This window comes from Nesterenkonia sp. CL21 (genome assembly GCF_031705515.1).
Lineage (GTDB): Bacteria > Actinomycetota > Actinomycetes > Actinomycetales > Micrococcaceae > Nesterenkonia > Nesterenkonia aethiopica.
On the sequence record NZ_JAUTWR010000001.1, the window covers coordinates 955,859 to 978,870 of the forward strand.

Genomic DNA, 23,012 nt, shown 5'->3' on the forward strand with positions numbered 1-23,012 from the left:
CAGTCCGGGTCCTCGGATGCGGCAGTGGAAGCCGTGCGCGCTCAAGCGATAGGCTGACACCCGTGCACACGGGCGGCGTCCCGGACACTGGCACAGAGCTGTGCCCCGTCAGTCCTCTGACCGCCCGCCGACACCTTCACACCTTCACAGACTCACGCGACCCAAGGGAGCAACGACCGTGGCCGACCAGCCCCAGGCACAGGAATTCGACGTACTCGTCCTCGGCGGAGGCAGCGCCGGCTACGCCGCGGCGCTGCGCTCGGTGCAGCACGGACTCACGGTCGGCCTGATCGAGAGGTCGAAGCTCGGCGGCACCTGCCTGCACACCGGATGCATCCCCACCAAGGCTTACCTGCACGCCGCGGAGCTGGCCGATGAGGCCCGCTCGAGCGAGAAGTACGGCGTGAAGACGACCTTCGAAGGCATCGACATGGCCAAGGTCCGCGAGTACAAGGACGGCATCGTCGCCGGCAAGCACAAGGGCCTCTCCGGGCTGCTGAAGATGCGCAAGGTCACTGTCATCGAGGGCGAAGGACGACTGGTCTCGCAGAACGAGATCGAGGTCGACGGCACTCGGTACAGCGGCCGCAACATCGTGCTGGCCACCGGATCCACATCCAAGACCATGGGCCTGCCGATCGGTGAGCGCATCATCACCTCGACTGAGGCACTGGAGCTCGACCACACCCCCGCGTCGGCCATCGTGCTCGGCGGCGGCGTCATCGGCTGCGAGTTCGCCTCCGCCTGGACCTCCTACGGCACGGACGTGACGATCATCGAGGGGCTGCCGTCGCTCGTCCCCAACGAGGACCCGTCGATCATCAAGAACCTCGAGCGTTCCTTCAAGAAGCGCGGCATCACGTTCAACACCGGGACGTTCTTCAAGGACGTCGAGGACACCGGTGACGGCGTCAAGGTGACCCTCGAGGACGGCAAGACGTTCGAAGCCGAGATCTGCCTGGTCGCGGTGGGACGTGGGCCCGTCACCGAGGGCTTCGGCTTCGAGGATCAGGGCATCACCCTGGACCGCGGGTTCGTGATCACCGACGAGCGGCTCCACACCGGTGTGGGGAACATCTACGCCGTCGGCGACATCGTCCCGGGCCTGCAGCTGGCGCACCGGGGCTACCAGCAGGGCATCTTCGTGGCCGAGGAGATCGTCGGCAACAACCCTGTCGTGGTCGAGGACATCAACATCCCCAAGGTCACCTTCTGCGAGCCCGAGATCATGTCGGTCGGCTACACCCAGCCCAAGGCTGAAGAGGAGTTCGGCAAGGACAACGTCGAGATCACCGAGTACAACCTCGCCGGCAACGGCAAGTCCTCGATCCTCGGCACCGGCGGCATCATCAAGATGGTCGGCGTCAAGGGCGGTCCGATCGTGGGAGTCCACGGCATCGGCACCCGCATCGGCGAACAGATCGGCGAGGCGCAGCTGATCGTGAACTGGGAGGCCTACCCGGAGGACGTGGCCACGCTGGTGCACGCCCACCCCACACAGAATGAGGCGCTCGGAGAGGCCGCGATGGCGCTCTTCGGCCACCCGCTCCACGGCTGAGAGCCGCATCCAGACCACCCAGAGAATTCAACACACCTGTGAACTCGCACCGCACTGCCCGGTGCGACGCATTCAAGAGTAGGAGCCGGACATCATGTCTGAGACCGTGAACCTTCCAGCCCTCGGTGAATCAGTCACCGAAGGCACTGTCACCCGATGGCTCGTGGAAGTCGGGGAGGAGGTCGAGGTCGACCAGCCGATCGTGGAGGTCTCCACCGACAAGGTCGACACCGAGGTCCCCTCCCCCGCCGCCGGCGTGATCGAGGAGCTGCTCGTGGACGAGGACGAGACCGTCGAGGTCGGCGCTCCTCTGGTGAAGATCGGAGACGGCTCCGGGGCCGGCACGGACTCCGGTGACGACTCGAGCACCGAGGAGCAGGCCGAGGCGGAGGACTCCGCGGACGACCAGGCTCCCCAGGAGACGCAGCCCGCGGCCGAGGCCGAGGGCGCCGAGGAGACCCCGGAAGAGGCCCCTGCCGAGGACTCCGGCGCCGCCGGCGGCGCCGAGTCCCAGGAGGTGACGCTCCCCGCTCTGGGCGAGTCCGTGACCGAGGGCACGGTGACCCGCTGGCTCGTCGAGGTCGGGGACGACGTCGAGGTCGACCAGCCGCTGCTGGAGGTCTCCACCGACAAGGTCGACACTGAGGTCCCCTCCCCTGTCGCCGGAACCGTCCAGGAGATCAAGGTCTCCGAAGATGAGACTGTCGAGGTTGGGGCCGTCTTGGCCCTGGTGGGTTCGGGCTCCTCGTCGCCGTCGGGGGCTGCTGAGGAGGCCGCATCGTCTGAGGACTCCGCTGCACAGGAGCCCGAGGAGGCCACCGCGGAGCCGACCGACGAGACTCCGAAGCCGGCAGAGAAGGCTCCTGAGGAGCCCGCCGAGAAGTCTGCTGACGAGGAGCCCGCCCCCGCGGCTGCGGAGTCGACTCAGGAGGCAGTTGGAGGTGCCGAGGGCTATGTGACGCCTCTTGTGCGTCGGCTGGCCAAGAAGGAAGGCATCGATCTCTCGACCGTCAAGGGCACCGGCGTCGGTGGGCGCATCCGCAAGCAGGACGTCCTCGACGCCGTGGAGTCCAAGAAGGCCGCGACCGAGAAGTCTGCGCCGGCACAGGCGGGGGCTCAGGCGCCCACCGCGGCTCCGGCGTCCGCGCCCGCCGTGGAAGTGGACACCACGCTCCGAGGGACCACCGAGAAGGCCCCGCGCATCCGCCAGGTGATCGCTCAGCGGATGAACGAGTCTCTCGAGATCGGGGCTCAGCTGACCCAGGTCCACGAAGTCGACATGACGCGGATCGTCAACCTCCGCGCGAAGACCAAGGCTTCCTTCAAGCAGACCAACGGGGTCAACCTCACGTACCTGGCGTTCATCGCCGCCGCCGTCACCGAGGCCCTCAAGCAGCACCCCAAGCTCAACGCCGAGTACGACGAGAAGCAGCGGCAGATCACGTACCACGATGCCGAGCACCTCTCCTTCGCCGTCGACACCGAGAAGGGCCTGATGGTCCCGGTGATCTCGGATGCGGGCGACCTGAGCCTCGCCGGCATGGCCAAGAAGATCGCCGACGTGGCGGCCCGGACCCGCAGCAACAAGATCGCTCCGGACGAGCTCTCGGGCGGCACCTTCACCATCACCAACCTGGGCTCCTTCGGGGCGCTGTTCGACACGCCGATCATCAACCAGCCCCAGGTGGCGATCCTGGGCCCCGGTGCGATCGTCAAGCGGCCCATGGTGGTCACCGATGCCGACGGCAACGAGAGCATCGCGATCCGTCACATGATGTACCTGTCGCTCACCTACGACCACCGTCTGGTCGACGGCGCCGACGCCGGCCGTTTCCTGCAGACGCTCAAGGCCCGCCTCGAGGAGGGCGCCTTCGAGTCGCAGCTGGGACTCTGACCCTCATCGGCGTCGGTCGGCCGCTCTGACGGTCGCTCGATGCCCGCGAGGCCTCGACGCTCCCCGGGCGGGGTGATCCCCGTGATCATCCCGCCCGGGGAGCGTCGTCGTCTGGGCGGATGTCCTCCCCTCCGCCGGCATCGTCGTGCCGGCCGGACGTGTTCGGGGTGCCGACGTCCTGGACCGTATGCAGCCGCCATCCCACCTCGGTGCGGTGCAGCACGAGCCGTACGGTCTGCTCCCGACCTGCTCCGTCGTCGAGGCCGTCGATCCGGATCTCAGCCGTGATGTGGGCAGTCTCCCCCTGCGCCGCCGATGCGCCCGGATCCGGCGCGTACTCCGCCTCGCCGACCGGGAGGATCTCCATCCTCGCGCTGTCATGGGCCTGCCCCCGGGAGTGCATCTGCTCCATGAGGTGCTTCTCGGAGGCTTCAGCCGGTGAACCGGCGACCACGTAGCGCTGGACGTCAGGCTCCCCGGGGTTCTGCAGGGCAGACGTCCGCAGCATGGCCAGGCCGTCCAAGGCCATCAGCGGATCATCCTGCCGCAGCCGCCGCTCGGCCTCCGCGCCGGAGGGCTGCCCGCTCTCGGCCGCAGGGTCCGTTCTGCCGTCACCCGTTCTGCCGTCACTGGGCGCGCTGTCACCCGGTTCGCCGTCAACCGGCTCGCTGGTGTCATCCGGCGCACGGTCGCCGAGGCCTGCTCCGAAGACATCCTCGTCATCGGGTGACAGACCGTCCTGGCGCGGTTCGCTCAGCGTTGCGGCGCCCAGTCCCAGCAGCAGGACCGCGGCGCTGATCCCTGCCACCAGACGTTGCCGACGTCGGCGCGTCACACCCTGTTCTCGGGCGCCCGGCCGGACCGTGGGAAGCTCGGGCAGCACATCGTCGTCGACATACGCCGCCAGGTCGAGCGGTTCCGGCGCGGCGCACCGATGCAGCTCCGCGGCGAAGGCCCGGGCATCGGGCCGTTCGTCCGCAGCTTCGGACAGAGCCACTTCCAGCAGCCGGATGAGACGGCTCGGCGCCTCGGGACACAGCGTCCCCAAGGGAGGCCTCCTCCGTCCCACGGCCGGTGCCGAGCCGGTCAGCGAGCACCAGGCGACGGCCGCCAGCCCGTACACGTCAGCCTCCGGCGCGAGGCTTGCGTCCCATGCCCTCTGACGGCGCCCGTGCTCAGCAGACCGCCGGGCGGACGTGCGTTCCGGGGCCGCGAATCCCTGTGTCGCGGCCGGGATCGGCGATGCGCCCAGCAGCTGCGCATCGCCGAGGTCTCCCAACGCAGGCCGTCCGTCCGGCGCGAGCAGCACGTTGCCCGGCGAGACGTCCCCGTGGGCGACCCCCGCGGCGTGGAGATGCGCCAGGGCTTGGGCCACGGGCGACAGGACCGTCACCGTCTCCCCGACGGAGAGCGTGCCGCGGGCGGCGAGGAGACGCCCCAGCGAACCCGCGGTGTATGGCTCAAGGATCAGGCCCGGCCCCGCCGAGGTGTCGGTCCAGCCGTACACGGTGACGAGATGCTCATGGTGCAGTCGACGCACGGCGTTCAGCTCGGCGGATCGCCAGGCGCCTGCTCCGCTCTCCAGGCTCTGCCCAGCCCCGTGCGCCTCGCTGCGGATCTTCACGGCCACTGTGCGGTCCGCAGGCGCCGCGTCGGCCCAGTGCGGACCGTCACCGGTCACCTCGGCCAGCCACACGGTGGAGGACCCTCCGAGGCCCAGCAGGCGCCGCAGACTCAGCCCCTCGGCCTCAGGGGGAGCTCCTCGCCGTGGGACCGCCCGGGTGGGTGTCCGGGTGGGTGTCCTCCGGTGCCCCGCCGCAGCGTCGTCGTCACCGGCCATGTCCGGTCCGGATGTCGTGTTGCTGATCATGACGACCAGCCTGCCGCAGTCGAGGACAGCCTGCAGGCGTTTTCCACAGGCTCCCGTCCCACGGTGCGCTCCGTTCGGACTAGGGTGGAGCCATGGACCTCGCATTCCGGAGGCTCGGCTTCCACCCTGACGTGGTGGACTACGCCGAGGCCCTCGACATCCAGAGGCGGCTGCACGCGGAGGTGCTCGCCGACGAGTCACCCTCGACCGTGCTGCTGCTCGAGCACGAAGACGTCTACACGGCCGGCCGTCGCACCGAGCCGGAGGATCGCCCCCGAGACGGCACACCCGTGGTCGACGTCGACCGCGGAGGGAAGATCACCTGGCACGGCAGAGGACAGCTGGTCGGCTATCCGATCCTCAAGCTTGCCGAACGGGCGATGGTGAAGGGCTATGTGGCCGCCCTGGAGGAGATCATCATCCGGGTGCTGGACCAGGAGTTCGGTCTCCGATCGACCACGGTGGAGGGCCGATCCGGGGTCTGGATGACCGACGGCCCGCGGGACCGGAAGATCGCGGCGATCGGGCTGCGCGTGCACAGATCGGTGACGATGCACGGCTTCGCGCTGAACTGCTCGAACAGTCTCGCTCCGTTCGAGAACATCATCCCCTGCGGCATCGCCGACGCCGACACCACCACCATCAGCGCCGAGGTGGGCACCGAGGTCACACCGGCTGACATCGTCGATCCCATCGCCGCCCAGCTCGCCGCCGAGCTGCCGCGGTTCCTCAGCGTGACTGAGAACATCCCTGCTGCAGAAGGAGTCCTGTCGTGACCATCGCCCCCGAAGGCCGTCGCATGCTTCGTGTGGAGGCGCGAAACTCCGAGGTGCCGGTCGAGCGGAAGCCCGCCTGGATGCGGACCAAGGTCAAGATGGGTCCGGAGTTCGCGGAGATGAAGAAGCGGGTCGGCTCGAAGGGCCTCCACACGGTCTGCGAGGAGGCCGGCTGCCCGAACATCTTCGAATGCTGGGAGGACCGAGAGGCCACGTTCCTCATCGGTGGATCGGCCTGCACCCGCCGGTGCGACTTCTGCGAGATCGACACCGGGCGTCCGCAGCCTGTGGACGACGGAGAGCCGCTCCAGGTGGCCGAGTCGGTCCGAGAGATGAATCTGCGCTACGCCACGGTGACCGGTGTGGCCCGTGACGACCTCCCGGACGAGGGTGTCTGGCTCTACGCGGAGACCATCCGCAAGATCCATGAGCTGAACCCGGGCACGGGAGTCGAGATCCTCATCCCCGACTTCTCCGGCAAGGAGGAGAACATCGCGGCGATCTGCGAGGCCGCACCAGAGGTGTTCGCGCACAACGTGGAGACCGTGCCGCGCATCTTCCGGCGCATCCGCCCCGCGTTCCGTTACGAACGCTCCCTGGACGTCCTCACCCAGGGGCGTGGCCACGGCATGATCACCAAGTCCAACCTCATCCTGGGCATGGGAGAGACCCGGGAGGAGATCACCGAAGCCCTCCAGGACCTCCACGACGCCGGCTGTGACCTGATCACCATCACCCAGTACCTGCGGCCCACACCCCGTCACCTGCCGGTGGACCGGTGGCTCAAGCCGCAGGAGTTCCTCGAGATCTCCGAGGAGGCCGAGGAGATCGGCTTCCTGGGCGTGATGTCCGGCCCACTGGTCCGCTCCTCCTACCGCGCCGGTTCCCTCTGGGCCAAGGCCATGCACAAGAAGGGTCGGGAGATCCCGCCCGAGTTGGCCCACATCCAGCCCTCGGGCACCACCCGACAGGAGGCCGCGACGTTGGTGGCCGCCGGGCACTGACCTGGCGGGTCCTGGGTTCAGTCCTGGGCTCAGTCCGGGTTCGGATGCTCGTGCCCCCCGTGGGTGGGCCCCTCGCCGGACGGACCTTCGCTCTCGATGGGGTACGGGCGCACCCCGGCCTGCCCACCTCCCGCAACACGGTAGACTGGACTCACTATGGCACCAGCTGACTCCCCCACTCCCCAGGTCTCGTCGAAGGCAGAGGCGAAGGCCGAGCTGAAGAAGCTCAAGGCCCAGCAGAAGGCCGAGAAGCAGGAACGCAAGGCACGGAAGAAGTCGAACAAGAAGGAAGGCTTCTTCGCCCGGATCAAGTCGGTCTTCGACATGACCCGGGCCCACGACCCCAACATCGGGTGGTGGATGGCGCTGGCATTCCTGGTCGCCTTCGCCGTCTCCGCCGTGGTGGTGGGACTGCTCCTCAACTGGGTGACCGGTGTGCTCTTCGGCCTGCCGATGGGTCTTCTGGCCGCCATGATCGTCATGAACCGCCGTGCGGAGAAGGCGGCGTTCGCGCGGATCGAAGGGCGCCCCGGAGCGGCGGCGGCCGCGCTCGGCACGCTGCGCCGCGGCTGGATCGTCGTCGAAGAGCCTGTCGCCATGGACCCCAAGACACAGGCGGCGATCTTCCGGGTCGTCGGACGTCCCGGTCTGGTGCTCGTCACGGACGGCCCGGCCGGCCCCGTGCGCAAGATGGTGCCCAAGACACGCAAGCGGTTCAGCCCCATCCTTCGTGACACCGGCGTGCCGATCCACGTGATCGAGACCGGCAACGGCGAAGGCCAGGTCCCCCTTCCCAAGCTGACCAAACACATCAAGAAGCTGGACAAGGCGTTGACCAAGCACGAGGTCAGCGCCCTGGAGCAGCGCCTGGCGGCCCTGCCGATCTCGCGCCCCCCGATTCCCAAGGGTGTGGACCCCTACCGACTCCGCCCCGACCGCAAGGCGATGCGCGGCTGATCCGCATCTGTCGACCATGAACGACCATGAGCTGGGGTCGGCCCGATCGTCATGTTCGGGCCGGCCCCAGCTCATGCTAGACTGGTCTGCTGTCTGGCAGGCGCCGTCAGCGCCCCGCTCCACGCGGGACGCACCTTGGAGATCCTCCACGTCGACTCCCTGAGCCCCGCGCCGCGTGCGCGAACCGCCGCAGGGAGTCTTCACGTGTGGACGGCGCCGCAGTGAGCGAGCACTCGGCGACTCGCGCTCTCCGGTCTGGGATCCCGGAGGCCAGGTCATCGTCCGTTCTTCGGGCCGTCGCATGCGACGGCCCGGGGTGCCCCGGACGGTGGATCAACAGAACCTGCCGACTGATACGAGAGAGAGGCACCTCCATGCCCACCACCCCCCTGCGCGGTCGTCGCACCGTGAAGGCGTCGCGCGCCCTCGGAATCGCGCTGACCCCCAAGGCCCAGAAGTACCTGGACCGTCGCCCCTACGGCCCCGGCCAGCACGGCCGCACCCGCCGCAAGACCGACTCCGACTACGCGGTGCGTCTGCGCGAGAAGCAGCGTCTGCGCGCCCAGTACGGCATCCGTGAGGCCCAGATGGTGCGGTACTTCGAAGAGGCCAAGCGCCGCGACGGCCTGACCGGTGAGAACCTCATCGAGCTGCTCGAGTCCCGGCTCGACGCCCTGGTGCTGCGTGCCGGCTTCGCCCGCACGATCGCCCAGGCGCGGCAGTTCGTGGTGCACCGCCACATCACCGTCAACGGCAAGCGCGTGGACCGTCCGTCCTTCCGCGTGAAGCCCGGCCAGGTCATCCAGGTGCACGAGCGCTCGGAGAAGTTCGAGCCGTTCCAGGTGGCCGCCTCCGGTGCTCACCAGGACGTGCTGCCCGCGGTCCCCGGCTACCTGACCGTGGAGATCGACAAGCTCCAGGCGACCCTGTCCCGCGCACCCAAGCGTGAGGAAGTCCCGGTCACCTGCGAAGAGCAGCTCGTCGTCGAGTACTACGCCCGCTGATCATCGGCGGACCTCTCAGGATGCCAGCATCCTGAACCGCAGAGCCCGTCGCGATTCCTCCTCTGGTGCGGAGTCGCGACGGGCTCTTCGTCTCTGGGTCGGCACGGCCGACCTGATTGCGCCCCCATACCCTCTAGACTTGTTCCGGCGTCCTGGACGCCGCGCCGACCGCAACGCCCGCAGGAGGACCGCAGATTCTCATGAAGACCGAGGACATCACCCGCACGTGGTACGACTACTTCGCCGCGAAGGGCCATGAGCGTGTCCCCTCGGCGTCGCTGATCTCACCGGACCCCTCCGTCCTGTTCACCATCGCCGGCATGGTGCCCTTCATCCCCTACTTCCTCGGCACCGAGAAGCCTCCCTATGACCGCGCTGTCTCCGTGCAGAAGTGCATCCGCACCGCCGACATCGAGGAGGTCGGCAAGACGGCCCGCCATGGGACCTTCTTCCAGATGTGCGGCAACTTCTCCTTCGGCGACTACTTCAAGGAGAAGGCCATCCCGATGGCCTGGGAGCTGCTGACCAGCCCTGTGGACGGCGACCCGGAGACGGGCGTGCGCGGGTTCGGCCTGGACCCGGATCGCCTGTGGATCACTGTCTACGAGAACGGCGACGAGCGCGACGACGAGGCCCGCCGCATCTGGGAGGAAGAGGTCGGAGTTCCGCACGAACGAGTGATCGGCACGGGACCGGCCGACAACTACTGGAACACCGGTCAGCCCGGTCCGGGCGGCCCCTGCTCCGAGATCTACTACGACAGGGGCCCCGCCTATGGTGCCGACGGAGGCCCGGCCGTGGACGAGACCCGCTTCGTGGAGCTGTGGAACCTCGTCTTCATGCAGGATCGACTCTCCCAGGTCCACTCCAAGACCGAGTTCGAGATCGCCGGTCCGCTGCAGAACAGGAACATCGACACCGGTCTGGGCCTCGAGCGCCTCGCCATGGTGCTCCAGGGCGTGGAGAACATGTATGAGACCGACCAGGTGCGCCCTGTCCTCGACCGCGCGGCCGAGCTCGCTGGGGTGACCTACACCTCCACTGAGGATCCGGAGGACCCGAACCACGCCACTGACGTACGACTGCGCATGATCGCTGACCACGTGCGCAGCTCTCTGATGCTCATCTCTGACGGAGTGCGGCCGTCCAACGAAGGCGGCGGCTTCGTTCTGCGCCGTCTCATCCGCCGCGTCATCCTGGCCATGCGTCTGCTCGGTGTCGAGAGGCCGATCTTCGGAGAGCTCATCACCGTGTCCCGGGATGCGATGAAGGGCGTCTACCCCGATGTCGCGGAGAGGTTCGAGACGATCCATCAGGTCTCTGTGAAGGAGGAGCAGGCCTTCCTGCGCACCATCTCGGCCGGCACCGCCAAGCTGGACAGCGCCGTCAGCGCGGCCCGGTCGACGGGTGCGCCGCTGTCCGGCGCCGACGCCTTCGCCCTGCACGACACCTACGGCTTCCCGATCGACCTCACCCTGGAGATGGCTGCCGAAGCCGGTGTCGACGTCGATGAGGACCGCTTCCGGGACCTGATGACGGAGCAGCGGGAACGTGCTCGCGCCGACGCCAAGGGGAAGAAGTCCGGCCACGCTGACACCGAGGTCTACTCCCAGCTGCGCGGTGACAGCCCCACTCACTTCACCGGTTACACCGAGCACACCACAGAATCCACGATTCGAGGACTCGTCGTGGACGGAGAAGCCACCGACCGAGCCTCCGCGGGACAGGAGGTGGAGATCGTCCTCGATGCCACCCCGTTCTACGCGGAGGCCGGAGGTCAGGCGGCTGACACCGGCCGGATCACCGGCGACGGCTTCGAGCTGGAGGTCACCGACGTCCAGTCCCCCATCAGCGGACTGTCGGTGCACCGGGCCCGTGTGGTGCATGGAGAGGTGCCGGCCGGCGTGGAGGTCCTGGGCACCATCGACCTGCGACGCCGGCTGGACGCTCAGAAGGCGCACTCAGCCACGCACATCATCCATGCGGCCCTGCACGACGTGCTCGGCCCGCAGGCGGTCCAGGCCGGCTCCTTCAACAAGGAGGGATACCTCCGCTTCGACTTCACCGCGGAGGACGCCATGAGCTCCTCCGCCCGCCAGGAGCTCGAGGAGATCGCCAACCTCGCCATCAGGGACAACCACCACGTGAGCACCCAGGTGATGTCCCTGGAGGACGCCCAGGCGATGGGTGCCATGATGCTCTTCGGCGAGAAGTACGGCGAGAAGGTGCGCGTGGTGGAGATGAACGGCGCCTGGTCCCGCGAGCTCTGCGGAGGGACCCACGTGGGCTCCACCGCGGAGATCGGGACGCTGGCACTGATGAGCGAAGCCTCAGTCGGATCCGGCAACCGTCGAGTGGAAGCCCTGGTGGGCATGGACGCCTTCCAGCACTTCGCCGCCGAGCGGACGCTGGTCAACCAGCTCACCGACATGCTGAAGGTCCCCGCCGATCAGGTGCCGGACCGCATCTCCAGCACGCTGCAGAAGCTCAAGGAGACCGAACGTGAGCTCGAGCGGCTGCGGGCCGAGCAGCTGCGGGCTCAGTCCGCGGACCTCGTCACCCGGGCAGTCGACGCGGCCGGGGTCGACGTCCTCGCCCATGACGCCGGCCCGGTCGCCAGCAGTGACGATCTGCGCGGTCTCGCTCTCGACCTGCGGCAGCGCTTCGGCTCGCGCGCTGCCGTCGTGGCCCTGGCGGGGCAGGCGAAGGGTCGCCCGCTGATCGTGGTCGCCACCACCGAGGCCGCCCGGTCGGAGGGCGTCCAGGCCGGCGCGCTGGTGAAGGAGGCCTGCGCGGTGCTCGGCGGCGGTGGCGGCGGCAAGCCCGACGTCGCTCAGGGCGGCGGTCAGAATGCCGAGAAGATCGGCGAGGCCCTCGACGGCGTCGTCCGGTCCGTCCGCACCCGTGGCTGAGGCCTTCCCAGGGTCCGACTCCGCGCAGCGGGGCAGCGGGGAGACCGGACCCGGCGCCCGACCCCTACGGCCCGGGGTACGTCTGGCAGTCGACGTCGGTGACGCCCGCGTCGGTCTGGCCGCCTCGGATCCTGACGCCCTCGTGGCCACCCCGGTCATGACGTTGCGTCGGGACCACCGACGCCGCTCGGACATCCGCATGCTGGTCAAGATCGCCCGTGACCGCGACGCCCGGGTGATCTATGTCGGTCTGCCCCTCTCGCTCTCCGGCGGGGAGACGGCCTCGACCCAGAAGGCCCGCGACTATGCCGCGGCGTTGGTGCGCCGCCTGGATCAGGCGGAGCTGCCGATCCCCGTGCACCTGATCGACGAGCGGCTCTCCACCGTCTCGGCCGCGGAGAAGATGCGGGCCTCCGGTGTGGAGGCCCGGCACCAGCGGGATCGGATCGACCAGGCGGCGGCCGTGGAGATCCTCACGCAGGCGCTGGATATCCGCCGGGCCCAAGGACGCGAACCGGGCGAAGCGGTGATCGCGGCGCCGCCGGCCGACCCCGTCTCCTGAGACGACGTGGCGGTCCTGCAGACCAGCCGATCCTCCACAGGGGCCCCGTTGTCCACAGGCATACGGAACAGAGCCCCATCGTCTCGGGAGATGAGGCAGGCTGGTGGCATGGTCTTCCACGATGCCGGTCTCGCCGCACACTCAGCTGTTCCGGCAGCGCGCGCCCCGATCGCCACCGCCGCCTCGCCGCGCCCCCTTCAGGAGCTCTACCGGGCGGGTGCCCCGTTCAGCGGCGCCGAGCTGCAGGCCCTGTCTGCGGAAGGGGCGGTGCAGCACCTCATCTCCGATGTCTACGCGGTGGCCTGGTTGCGCCAGTCGCCGGCCGTGCGGGCACGGGCGGCGATGATGCTGCTCCCCTGCCGGGCACAGGGCCGCGCCGTGCTCTGCGGGGAGACCGCCGCCTGGGTGCATCTCGGGGGCGCAGCGGGATCTCGCCTCACTCTGATCTCTCAGAGCCTGCGCCGCCGAGGCGGGGACGCGGAGATGTGGCAGGTCCATCAGGTGGCGCTCTCCGACGAGGACGTGTCCGTGGTCTCGGGGGTCGGAGTGACCACACCGTTGCGCACGGCCGCAGACCTCTTCCTCGGGCTGGGCGCAGCAGACGGGCGGAGAGCGTTGGACGTGCTGGCCGCCGAATCGATCTACACCCGGCGGCCGGAGGTGGCCGCGGCGGCCGGGGTCCACGAGCCGGCCTGGCTGAGACGCTGGTGGCTGGTGGCAGATCTGCTGCACGCCCGGCGACGAGACGTCGATGCTGAGGCGCTCACCGAACGACTGCTGGCGCGGATGCGCGGCGGGCGGACCCACGAGCACCGTCTGGAGTTGATTCCCGACCTGGTGGCTCAGTGCGCGTCGCGACGCCGACCGACCGTGCGATAGACGTCGTAGACTCCGTCGATGCGTCGCACGGAGTTGAGCACATGGTTCAGGTACCGGGGGTCCCCCATCTCGAACGAGAAGCGAGAGATCGCCACCCGGTCTCGGGAGGTCTGGACACTGGCGGAGAGGATGTTGACCTGCGACTCGGCCAGCACCCGCGTGACGTCAGAGAGCAGGGACTTTCGGTCCAGCGCCTCCACCTGGATCTCCACCAGAAACACGGACGTCTTGGTGGGGGCCCATTCCACCTCCACCAGCCGCCCGGGCTGCTCCCGGAGCTGCTGGACGTTCCGGCAGTCGGCCCGGTGCACGGAGACACCCTGCCCCCGGGTCACGAAGCCCTCGATCTCATCGGGCGGCACTGGCGTGCAGCAGCGTGCGAGCTTCGCCAGCACATTGCCTGCGCCCTTGACGATGACACCGGCGTCCGAGTACTGGCTTGCCGGAGTCACCGGGGAGGTGATGGGCGTGGTGTCGTGCTCCTCGGAGTCCTCCTCCTCCGGCTCGACGAGGGCGGTGAGGTGCTCAATGACGTTCTGCGTGGAGACATGGTTGTCCCCCACACCCGCATACAGGCCGGAGATGTCCGGATAGTGCAGCTGCTCGGCGACCTCGGCGAGGACGTCCGGATTCATGACCTTCTGCAGCTGGAGATTGGACTTTCGGATGGCCTTGGTGAGATCGTCCTTGCCGCGTTCGATGGACTCCTCGCGGCGCTCCTTGGAGAACCACTGGCGGATCTTGTTGCGCGCCCGCGCGCTCTTGACGAACTGCTGCCAGTCGCTGCTGGGACCTGCGCCTTCGGCCTTCGAGGTGAAGATCTCCACCCAGTCGCCGTGCTGCAGCTCCGAGTTCAGCGGGACCAGCTTCCCGTTGACCCGGGCGCCGATGGTCTTGTGACCGACGTCCGTGTGGATGGCGTAGGCGAAGTCCACCGGAGTGGCGCCCGCGGGCAGGGCCATGACCTCGCCCTTCGGGGTGTAGACGAAGACCTCTTTGGCGTTGATCTCATAGCGCAGCGACTCGAGGAACTCGTCGGGGTCCTTGGTCTCCGACTGCCAGTCGACCAGGGAGCGCAGCCACCCGATGTCGGCCGTGGTCTGGCTCTGCTGGGTCGCCACGTCCGGAGTGGGGCCTCCGGGATCGCCGCCCTGTCCGGCCTCGGCCGCGGCGGATCCACCGGACTTCTGCTTGTACTTCCAGTGGGCCGCCACACCGTACTCGGCCCGTCGATGCATGTCATAGGTGCGGATCTGGATCTCCACCGGTTTGCCCTGTGGCCCGATCACCGTGGTGTGCAGCGACTGGTACATGTTGAACTTCGGCATCGCGATGTAGTCCTTGAACCGCCCCGGCAGGGGGTTCCAGCGCGCATGCAGCGCACCCAGGGCGCCGTAGCAGTCCCGGACGGAGTCCACCAGGACCCGTACGCCCATCAGGTCGTGGATGTCGTCGAAGTCCTTCCCGCGGACGATCATCTTCTGATAGATGGAGTAGTAGTGCTTCGGGCGGCCCGTGATGGTGGCGGCGATGCTGGCCTCGTTGAGGTCGTCGGCGATCGTCTCGCGCACCTCCGAGAGGAATTTCTCACGTTGCGGGGTCCGGTCCCCGACCAAACGCACGATCTCCTCATAGACCTTGGGGTAGAGCGCCGCGAAGGAGAGGTCCTCCAACTCCCACTTGATGGTGTTCATGCCGAGCCGGTGCGCCAGCGGCGAGAAGATCTCCAGGGTCTCCTTGGCCTTGCGGGCGCTGGACTCGGCCGGCACATAGCGCCACGTGCGGGCGTTGTGCAGGCGGTCGGCGAGCTTGATCATGAGCACCCGGATGTCCTTGGCCATCGCCAGGACCATCTTCCGGACCGTCTCTGCCTGGGCCGCGTCGCCGAACTTGAGCTTGTCCAGCTTGGTGACGCCGTCCACCAGCAGGGCGATCTCCTCGCCGAAGTCGGCGGTGAGCTGGTCGAGGCTGTAGTCGGTGTCCTCGACGGTGTCGTGGAGCAGCGCGGCCGCCAACGTGGAGCCGGTCAGCCCGAGCTCTGCCAGGATGGTCGCGACGGCGACGGGGTGCGTGATGTAGGGGTCGCCGCTCTTGCGCTTCTGGTCACGATGGTGGTGGTTCGCCACTTCGAAGGCGCGCTGGATCAGCGGGAGGTCCTGCTGCCCGCCATTGGCACGCATGGCGCGCAGCAGGGGCTCCAGAAGCGGCGAGGACCCGGAGTCGACGACGCCGACGGCGCGGGCGCGCCGGACGGCCGGTGCGGGCGGACTGGCCGCTGTCACCGACGTCGTGGCGTCGGTCTGGCCCCGGCGGGCGCCGTCGTCGTTCACCAACTTACGAACCTGCTCTCGGAGACGACATGATCAGGAGGTGTGTCGGCAATTGTACCCCTGGACGCCCCCTGCCATCGCAGCCCGTCATCGCCGTACGTCATCACCTGCTGAGGCGTCACCGTCGGGCTCCATGCCGGTGATGACGATCTCGAAGGCCTCCTCGTCGACCTCGACCTCCTCCGGCTCGGGCTCAGGCAGCGGCGGGAACGGCGTGGGGCGACCATGCTCGTCCAGTGCCGTGCCGGAGAGGGTCACCGACAACACGCCACGTTCCTCGCGGAGCCGGAGGACTTCCTCGGTGTGCGCGACAATGTCGGCGTCGTTCCGGCGCATTCGGGCATAGAGGGGTGCCTGGACGAAGATCGTGGCGAACGTGCCGACGATGACGCCCACGAAGAGCGCCAGTGAGATGTCTCGCAGCGTGCCCGCACCCAGCAGCCATGCACCGATGAAGAGGATCGAGCCGACGGGAAGGATGCCCACCACAGAGGTGTTGATGGAACGGACCAGGGTCTGGTTGACGGCCAGATTGACCCGCTCCGTGAAGGTCTGATCCTTCTGCTGCCGCAGGGGTTGGACGTTCTCCCGGATCTTGTCGAAGACCACCATGGTGTCGTAGAGCGCGTAGGACAGAATGGTGAGGAATCCGATGATCGCGCTGGGGGTCACTTCGAAGTTGGTCGCCGAGTAGATGCCGGCCGTGGTGATCACCACGAAGCCGAGGCCGAGGATGGCGGCCAACGACATCTTCCAGGTGCGGAAGTACAGGGCCATGTAGAGCGCGACGAGGATGATGAAGATCACCAGCCCCAGCATCATCTGCTCGGAGACCTGTTCGCCCCACGTGGGGCCGATGAACGTGGAGGTCACCTGGTCGGCACTGACGCCGTAGCCTTCCTGCAGGGCTTCGGCGACCTCGAGGGTCTCGTCATCGGTGAGCTCCTCGGTCTGCACCCTCACGGTGTTCGCCGCGATGTTCGTGACGGTGGCGTCCTGGCCGGAGACCTCGGCGACCGCGTCCTCGCCGACGGCGATGTCGGTCTCCTCGGTCTGGGAGATCGTGAACTGAGAGCCTCCCGTGAACTCGATGCCCAGGTTGAACCCGCCTCTGACGAACGGGATGGCGACCGAGACCAGCACCACGAGGGCGGCCAGGAGGAACCACAGGTTCGACTTCTGGATGAACGGGTAGGCCCGCTCACCCGTGTAGAGCTGGTTGCCGGCCTTGGCGAAACCTGCAGCCATCAGCGGTCCTCCTCGTCGGTCTCAGGGTCCGTGACATCCCCCGGCTCGCCGTCCTGCGGGGGATCCTCGGCCGCCCGGGAGGTACGGCGCGCGTGGAGCGCGCGGGCCCGCCGTCGCTCGGCGATGGTCAGCCCCGGGGCTTCGGGGTCGGCCCCCGCTGGTGCCTGGGAGGCGCCCTGCTCCGGATGGTCGACGATGGCGTCGTCCTGCCCCGGATCGACCCCGGTCCCCGGGCCCCCTTCGGTGTCGAGGGTCAGCGTGCTGGTCGCTGTGGCCTGGGAGACGCTGACCGCAGAGGTGCCTCCGGCGGATTCGTCCCCCGCGGCGTCCTGACCACGCGGCGTCGCCGCGGCACGGTCCGGTGAGACGGCACCGGTCGGTTCGGCCACTGCCGGAAGCACCGACCGGCGGGCGAAACGCCCGGCGCCCCGATAGAGCATGTCCACCCCCAGCTCCTTCTCGGAGAGCCCGGAGAACCGGCGCCCGGAGGCGAAGAACCTCCGGCGGGCGATGATCTGCATCACCGGGTGGGTGAACAGGAAGACCAGGATGACGTCCAGGATCGCGGTGAGGCCCAGGGTGAAGGCGAAGCCGCGGACGTTGCCCACCGCCACCATGTAGAGGACGACGGCGGCGATGACGTTGACAGCCTTGGAGGCCAGGATCGTCCGGCGGGCACGGGCCCAGCCGTTCTCCACCGCCCCGGCCAGGGATCTGCCTTCGCGCAGCTCGTCCTTGATGCGTTCGAAGTAGACGATGAACGAGTCGGCAGTCAGACCGATCGAGACGATCAGACCCGCGATGCCGGCCAGCGAGAGGCGATACCCGTCGGACCAGCCGAGCAGCGCGATCGTCCACCAGGTGAGCACTCCGACGACTCCCAGGGAGGCGATCGTGACCAGACCCAGCGCCCGGTACTGGAACAATGCGTACCCGGCGACCAGGATCAGACCGATGATGCCGGCGAGCAGGCCGTTGCGCAGCTGATCGGCGCCGAGCGTCGCCGAGATCTGTTCCTCGGACTGGATCTCGAAGCTGACCGGCAGAGAGCCGTACCGCAGCTGCTCGGACAGGTTGCGCGCCTCATCCTCGGTGAAGTTTCCGGTGATCTGGGCTCGGCCGTCAGTGATCGGCGAGTTCATCCTCGGAGCGGAGATGACGCGGCTGTCCAGCACGATCGCGAACTGGTTGCGGACGCCCTCGAGCCCGTAGAGACGGGTGGAGGAGTCGCGGAACTCGGCGGTGCCGTCGCTGTCGAGCACGATGTCGACGGCCCAGCGTCCGGTCTGGCCTCCTGTAGGCGTCTGCTCCATCCCGAAGCCGGCGTCGTGGATATGGGTGCCCGGGACCTCCACGGGGCCGAGCAGGTACTTCATCCCGGTCTCGGGGTCACAGGTCACCAGTGGCTGATCGGAGTCGGCGGCCTCCCGCTCCTCGATGCTGACCTCACGGCTGCAGGTGAAGTTCGCGAAGTCGGCGGCGACATCCTGGGTGATCCAGTTCAGGTCGGAGGGGTCCTGCGGCTCTGCGGTGGGCTCTGGGAAGTCCTCCGGCTGGGCCTCGGCCCCCTCGCCTGCGGCGTCCTCCTCACCGGCGACGTCCTCGTCCTCCGTGGCCTCCTCCTGGGCTTCGGCCGCCTCTTCGAGCTCCTCGGCCTCCTCCTCAGGCATGCCTTCTTCGATCAGCTGGTCGATGTAGTCAGGATCCATCTCGGCCTGCAGCACCGGGCGGAACTCCATGTCCGCGGAGGCCTGGATGAGCTCGCGGGTCTCGGCATCCGGGGTTCCCGGCATGCCGACGACCACGTTCTCCGCTCCCTGAGTGGCGATCTCAGCCTCAGCCACACCGGTGCCGTCCACGCGCTGGCGGATGATCTCCACGGCCTGCTCGAGCTGCTCGCTGTCGAGCTGGTCGTCACCGTCCACATGCGGGGACAGGACCATCTGAGTGCCGCCCGAGAGGTCGAGCGCCAGCAGCGGCGCCCACTGGGCCCGGTCCTGGGAGACCCCGTAGGTCAGCAGTCCGCCCATCCCGAGGATGAGCACCAACAGTCCGATCAGGGCCGCGCGGGCGCGGGCCACCGGTGTGCTTGTCGCCATCAGGCTCTGGTCAACCTTCCGCTCGTCGGGTGCGTCGAGGGGCGCTGCGCGGTCACGCCGTCCCGCCCCGTCAACACCACAGCCCGCTCACCGGTGCGGTGGCGGGCTGTGAAAAGGGAACTGGTCAGCGTTCCTCTGACTCCGGAGACTCAGGGGACTCCGGAGCGGGGTCCTCCGGCGACGCCGCCGGAGTCACCACATGCTGGACGGCGGGGAGCTGGAAGTCCACGCGGTCTCCGCCGGAGAACTCCAGGGTCACCCGCTGCTTCTCCTCGTCGCGGGCGACGACGGTGCCGACGACTCCGCCGGCCGTCACGACCTCCGCGCCCGGCACAGCACCGCTGATCGCGGCGGACTGTGCATCACGCATCTTCTTCCCGCGGCGGAAGGTCATCAGCATGAAGAGCGCGAGGATCGCGATCATGATCAGAAGGAAGGGATCCATCAGAGATCACCTCCTGCCGCGGCGTGAGCCTGCTGCACTGCCATGACGTGTGGTTCGTTCACCTGTGGGCCAATCTGTTCGATCGATGGGCAGCTCCGCGAAGGCGCCGAGCCTGGTCAGCTCGACCGCCGCCGTGGAGTCGTTCAACGCGACAGACTATCAGCTGTCGCCGAGGTCCCAGCGCGGATCCCCCGAGGACACGGCCTCCCGTCCGCTGTCAGCGGACTCGGGCGGCTTCAGGCCCAGGTGGCGCCAGGCTCCCTCCGTGGCGATGCGGCCCCGCGGCGTACGGGCGAGCAGCCCCTCCCGCACCAGGTACGGTTCGGCGACGGTCTCGACCGTCTCCGTCTCCTCCCCGACGAGGATCGCCAGCGTGGACAGACCCACCGGACCGCCGCGGAACGTGGTGCACAGGGCATGGAGCACCGCGCGGTCCAGACGGTCCAGACCGCGCCGATCCACCTCGTAGGTGTCCAGGGCCTGACCGGCGGCCTCACGGTCCACCAGGGGCACCCCGTGCACCAGAGCCCAGTCGCGCACCCGTCGCAGCAGTCGGTTCGCGATGCGCGGGGTCCCGCGTGATCGTGTGGCGATCTCCGCGAACCCGGCGTCGTCGACCTGCATGTCCAGCATCCCGGCCGAGCGCCGGAGAACCCGCTCCAACTCGTCGGCCGAGTAGTACTCGAGATGCCCCGTGAATCCGAAGCGATCCCGCAGCGGGCCCGGCAGCAGCCCCGCGCGCGTGGTGGCGCCCACCAGGGTGAACGGCGGCAGCTCCAGCGGTATCGACGTGGCGCCGGCTCCCTTGCCGACGATGATGTCGACCCGGAAGTCCTCCATGGCCATGTAGAGCATCTCTTCGGCCGGTCGCGACATCCTGTGGATCTCGTCGATGAACAGCACCTCCCCGTCGGTGAGCGAGGACAGGATGGCCGCGAGGTCGCCGGCATGCTGGATCGCCGGGCCGGAGGTGATGCGCAGTGCGGCATTCATCTCGCCGGCGATGATCATCGCCAGCGTGGTCTTCCCGAGCCCCGGTGGGCCGGACAGCAGCACATGGTCGGCCGCCGCTCCCCGCAGCCGCGAAGACTCCAGCACGAGTGAGAGCTGCCCGCGCACCGTGGACTGACCGACGAAGTCCTGCAGGGACTTCGGCCGCAGCGCGGCCTCGAGCGCCTTCTCCTCGGCCGCAGGCGCCGTTCCGACCAGTTCGCGGGGATCCTCCGTGCTCATCGGCCGCTCCCCCCGGCAGAACCGAGCATCCGCAGGGTGTGCCGCAGGACCACCGGCACCTCGGCCTGCGCCAGCTGCGGCTCATCACGCAGCACCTGCTCGACGGCGCTTCGGGCGTCCTTCTCGGTCCAGCCGAGCGAGCTCAGCGCCTCCTGGACCTGCCCCGCGACCTCATCGGCTCGGGACGGTGCGGGGGTCGCAGGCTCGTCCGCCGGTTCGACGACGAGCTTGCCGGCGAGCTCGAGCAGGATCCGCTGAGCGGTCTTCTTCCCGATGCCGGGAACCTTCGTGAAGGCGGCGGTGTCGGAGTCGGCGATCGCCTGACGCACCGCGGCCGGACTGTGCACGCTCAGCACGGCCAGGGCCAGCCGAGGGCCGACCCCGGAGATCCCCAGCAGAGTGGTGAAGATCTCCCGCTCGCCGCCGTCGGCGAAGCCGAAGAGCAGCGGGGCGTCGTCCTGGCGCGGCACGAACGAGGTCTGCAGCCGGGTCTCCTGGCCCAGCCGCAGCTCTCCCAACGTCTGCGCGGTGGCCGTGACCTCGAGGCCGAACCCGGCCACCTCAACGATCGCATGATCGAGCCCCACGTGGAGCACCTCGCCCCGGATCGAAGAGATCATCGCTCACCCGTCCTGTCCGCTGTTCTGTCCGCCGCCGCATCGACGTTCGTACACATCTTCGAACAGACTACCGCCCCCGTCGCACGCTGCCCGGGCCGACTCGCCCGGACGCTCCGCCGCCGGCGCGCCTCTCGGCCTCCTGCCAGGCACGCTGGGCCGGTGTCATCCCCGAGGTGCCAGCGTCTGCAGCCCGCTGCAGAGCCGTCCGCGCCCCCTGGTGGGTCCGGGTCCCGGCCGCCATGTCATGGCGCGTGCCGATGCCGGACCGCCAGGCATGGCAGATGGCCACCGCATAGGCGTCGGTCGCGTCGACGGGCTTCGGCAGGGCGGGGAGCCGCAGGATCCGCTGCACCATGCGAGCCACGGCGGCTTTGTCGGCGGAACCGTCGTCGGTCACCGCCGCTTTGACCTCCGAGGGTGTATGCCAGGCCACCGGGATGCCCCGTGCGGCGGCGGCGGCGATGACCACCCCCGAGGCCTGCGCCGTGCCGACCACGGTGGGAGCGTTGTTCTGGGCGAACACCCGCTCGATGGCCAGCACGTCCGGAGCATAGGTGTCCAGCAGGGCCTCGGCGGCACGCTGGATCGCCAAGATGCGCTCCGCCAGATCCTGGTCCGAGCGGGTTCCGGTGACCTCCACGTGCACGGACTCGCCGGTGCGGTCCCGGTGCATCTCCACCACGGCGAAGCCGCAGCGGGTCAGCCCGGGATCGACGCCGAGGATCCGCTGGGCCACCCGTGAGGTCCCGGCCGTGCCCCTCACCGGCACCGTTGACGCCATAGCCCGGCGATCAGCTCTCGGCGTCGAGCGCGGCGAGCGTGTCCGCGCTGAGGTCCGCGTTGGTGTGGACGTTCTGGACGTCGTCGAGATCCTCGAGCGCATCATGCAGCCTGAGGAACTTCTTGGCGGCGTCGAGGTCGAGGTCCACCTTCACGTCAGAGACGAACTCGACCTCGTCCGACTCCACGGCGAGTCCTGCGTCTTCGAGCGCCTTGACGACCTCCTGCAGATCCTGCGGCTCAGACTGCACCTCGAACGTCTCCGCGTGCTCGATGACCTCCTCGACGCCTGCCTCCAGGACCGCGGCGAGCACGTCATCCTCGGTGAGCCCCTCCTTCGGCACGCTGACCACGCCCTTGCGCTGGAACATGTACGCCACCGACCCGGGATCCGCCACGGTGCCGCCCGAGCGTGTCACCGCCACACGCACTTCCGAGGCAGCACGGTTGCGGTTGTCCGTGAGGCACTCCACGAGCAGCGCCGAGCCCTGCGGGCCACGCACCTCGTACATGATCTCCTCATACTCCACCGCATCGCCCGTCAGACCTGCCCCGCGCTTGATCGCCCGGTCGATGTTGTCGTTGGGGACCGAGTTCTTCTTGGCCTTGGAGACGGCGAGATCCAGCGCCGGGTTGCCCGCCGGATCCGGCCCGCCGTTGCGCGCCGCGACCTCGATCTGCTTGATGTAGCGGGCGTTGATCTTGGCGCGCTTCGCGTCCACAGCAGCCTTGCGGTGCTTGGTGTTGGCCCATTTGGAGTGGCCGGCCATAGTTCTCCGATCTCGTCAGTCAGGGTTCCGGAATGCACGCCACCATGACGTGCGGCACGTAGTGTGGACAC

Annotated in this window: 18 protein-coding genes; 9 read left to right on the top strand and 9 right to left on the bottom strand. The window is 68.6% G+C overall.

The features are described 5' to 3' along the window. Positions 1 to 178: 178 nt before the first annotated feature. Positions 179 to 1,558, top strand: coding sequence for a dihydrolipoyl dehydrogenase (lpdA, locus tag Q7C18_RS04290; RefSeq protein WP_311024336.1), 1,380 nt, complete (start codon positions 179 to 181; stop codon positions 1,556 to 1,558). A gap of 94 nt (positions 1,559 to 1,652) precedes the next feature. After that, positions 1,653 to 3,452: a 2-oxoglutarate dehydrogenase, E2 component, dihydrolipoamide succinyltransferase gene (gene sucB / locus Q7C18_RS04295; RefSeq protein ID WP_311024337.1), complete on the top strand. Its 1,800-nt coding sequence runs from the start codon at positions 1,653 to 1,655 to the stop codon at positions 3,450 to 3,452. Positions 3,453 to 3,537: 85 nt separating this feature from the next. Here the strand turns inward: sucB and Q7C18_RS04300 are convergent, their stop codons facing one another. Continuing rightward, complete coding sequence (locus Q7C18_RS04300) at positions 3,538 to 5,322, bottom strand: protein kinase domain-containing protein (RefSeq protein WP_311024338.1); 1,785 nt, start codon at positions 5,320 to 5,322, stop codon at positions 3,538 to 3,540. 92 nt (positions 5,323 to 5,414) lie between these two features. Between Q7C18_RS04300 and lipB the strand changes: the two genes are divergently transcribed. From lipB to Q7C18_RS04335, 7 genes are all read left to right on the top strand, one after another. Beyond that, entirely contained in the window at positions 5,415 to 6,098 is a 684-nt protein-coding gene (gene lipB, locus Q7C18_RS04305; RefSeq protein ID WP_311024339.1) for a lipoyl(octanoyl) transferase LipB, read from the top strand. Continuing rightward, entirely contained in the window at positions 6,095 to 7,102 is a 1,008-nt protein-coding gene (lipA, locus tag Q7C18_RS04310) for a lipoyl synthase (RefSeq protein ID WP_070159927.1), read from the top strand. Before lipB ends, lipA begins: the two co-directional genes overlap by 4 nt. Before the next feature lie 156 nt (positions 7,103 to 7,258). Beyond that, positions 7,259 to 8,059 (top strand): DUF4191 domain-containing protein, encoded by an 801-nt coding sequence (locus Q7C18_RS04315; protein WP_083277471.1) that lies wholly within the window; start codon positions 7,259 to 7,261, stop codon positions 8,057 to 8,059. Positions 8,060 to 8,433: 374 nt separating this feature from the next. Beyond that, positions 8,434 to 9,063 carry a 30S ribosomal protein S4 gene (gene rpsD / locus Q7C18_RS04320; RefSeq protein WP_070159929.1) on the top strand — a complete coding sequence of 210 codons (630 nt, stop codon included), beginning with the start codon at positions 8,434 to 8,436 and terminating at the stop codon, positions 9,061 to 9,063. Positions 9,064 to 9,263: 200 nt separating this feature from the next. Next, complete coding sequence (gene alaS, locus Q7C18_RS04325) at positions 9,264 to 11,975, top strand: alanine--tRNA ligase (protein ID WP_311024340.1); 2,712 nt, start codon at positions 9,264 to 9,266, stop codon at positions 11,973 to 11,975. After that, positions 11,968 to 12,537, top strand: coding sequence for a Holliday junction resolvase RuvX (ruvX, locus tag Q7C18_RS04330; RefSeq protein WP_237089875.1), 570 nt, complete (start codon positions 11,968 to 11,970; stop codon positions 12,535 to 12,537). Before alaS ends, ruvX begins: the two co-directional genes overlap by 8 nt. A gap of 90 nt (positions 12,538 to 12,627) precedes the next feature. Continuing rightward, on the top strand, positions 12,628 to 13,416 hold the full coding sequence (locus Q7C18_RS04335) for a hypothetical protein (RefSeq protein WP_311024341.1): 789 nt from the start codon (positions 12,628 to 12,630) through the stop codon (positions 13,414 to 13,416). Here Q7C18_RS04335 and Q7C18_RS04340 read toward each other — a convergent pair. The 8 genes from Q7C18_RS04340 to Q7C18_RS04375 all read right to left on the bottom strand — a co-directional run bounded on the left by Q7C18_RS04340 (position 13,380) and on the right by Q7C18_RS04375 (position 22,941). Further along, on the bottom strand, positions 13,380 to 15,746 hold the full coding sequence (locus Q7C18_RS04340) for a RelA/SpoT family protein (RefSeq protein WP_396954339.1): 2,367 nt from the start codon (positions 15,744 to 15,746) through the stop codon (positions 13,380 to 13,382). The two genes, Q7C18_RS04335 and Q7C18_RS04340, sit on opposite strands and share 37 nt — an antisense overlap. 87 nt (positions 15,747 to 15,833) lie before the next feature. Then, the gene (gene secF, locus Q7C18_RS04345) at positions 15,834 to 16,994 is read right to left on the bottom strand and encodes a protein translocase subunit SecF (RefSeq protein ID WP_070159936.1); all 1,161 of its coding nucleotides are present in this window, start codon (positions 16,992 to 16,994) and stop codon (positions 15,834 to 15,836) included. Beyond that, entirely contained in the window at positions 16,994 to 19,093 is a 2,100-nt protein-coding gene (gene secD / locus Q7C18_RS04350; protein ID WP_311024342.1) for a protein translocase subunit SecD, read from the bottom strand. Before secD ends, secF begins: the two co-directional genes overlap by 1 nt. A 124-nt stretch (positions 19,094 to 19,217) precedes the next feature. After that, the gene (yajC, locus tag Q7C18_RS04355; protein WP_070159940.1) at positions 19,218 to 19,538 is read right to left on the bottom strand and encodes a preprotein translocase subunit YajC; all 321 of its coding nucleotides are present in this window, start codon (positions 19,536 to 19,538) and stop codon (positions 19,218 to 19,220) included. Between the two features lie 159 nt (positions 19,539 to 19,697). After that, positions 19,698 to 20,771 (bottom strand): Holliday junction branch migration DNA helicase RuvB, encoded by a 1,074-nt coding sequence (gene ruvB, locus Q7C18_RS04360; protein ID WP_311024343.1) that lies wholly within the window; start codon positions 20,769 to 20,771, stop codon positions 19,698 to 19,700. Then, positions 20,768 to 21,391, bottom strand: a complete 624-nt coding sequence (gene ruvA / locus Q7C18_RS04365) for a Holliday junction branch migration protein RuvA (RefSeq protein WP_311024344.1) — start codon at positions 21,389 to 21,391, stop codon at positions 20,768 to 20,770. The genes ruvB and ruvA overlap by 4 nt, the downstream gene beginning before the upstream one ends. Before the next feature lie 67 nt (positions 21,392 to 21,458). After that, positions 21,459 to 22,172, bottom strand: coding sequence for a crossover junction endodeoxyribonuclease RuvC (ruvC, locus tag Q7C18_RS04370; protein ID WP_396954327.1), 714 nt, complete (start codon positions 22,170 to 22,172; stop codon positions 21,459 to 21,461). Between the two features lie 10 nt (positions 22,173 to 22,182). Further along, positions 22,183 to 22,941: a YebC/PmpR family DNA-binding transcriptional regulator gene (locus tag Q7C18_RS04375; protein WP_070159944.1), complete on the bottom strand. Its 759-nt coding sequence runs from the start codon at positions 22,939 to 22,941 to the stop codon at positions 22,183 to 22,185. Positions 22,942 to 23,012 lie beyond the last annotated feature (71 nt).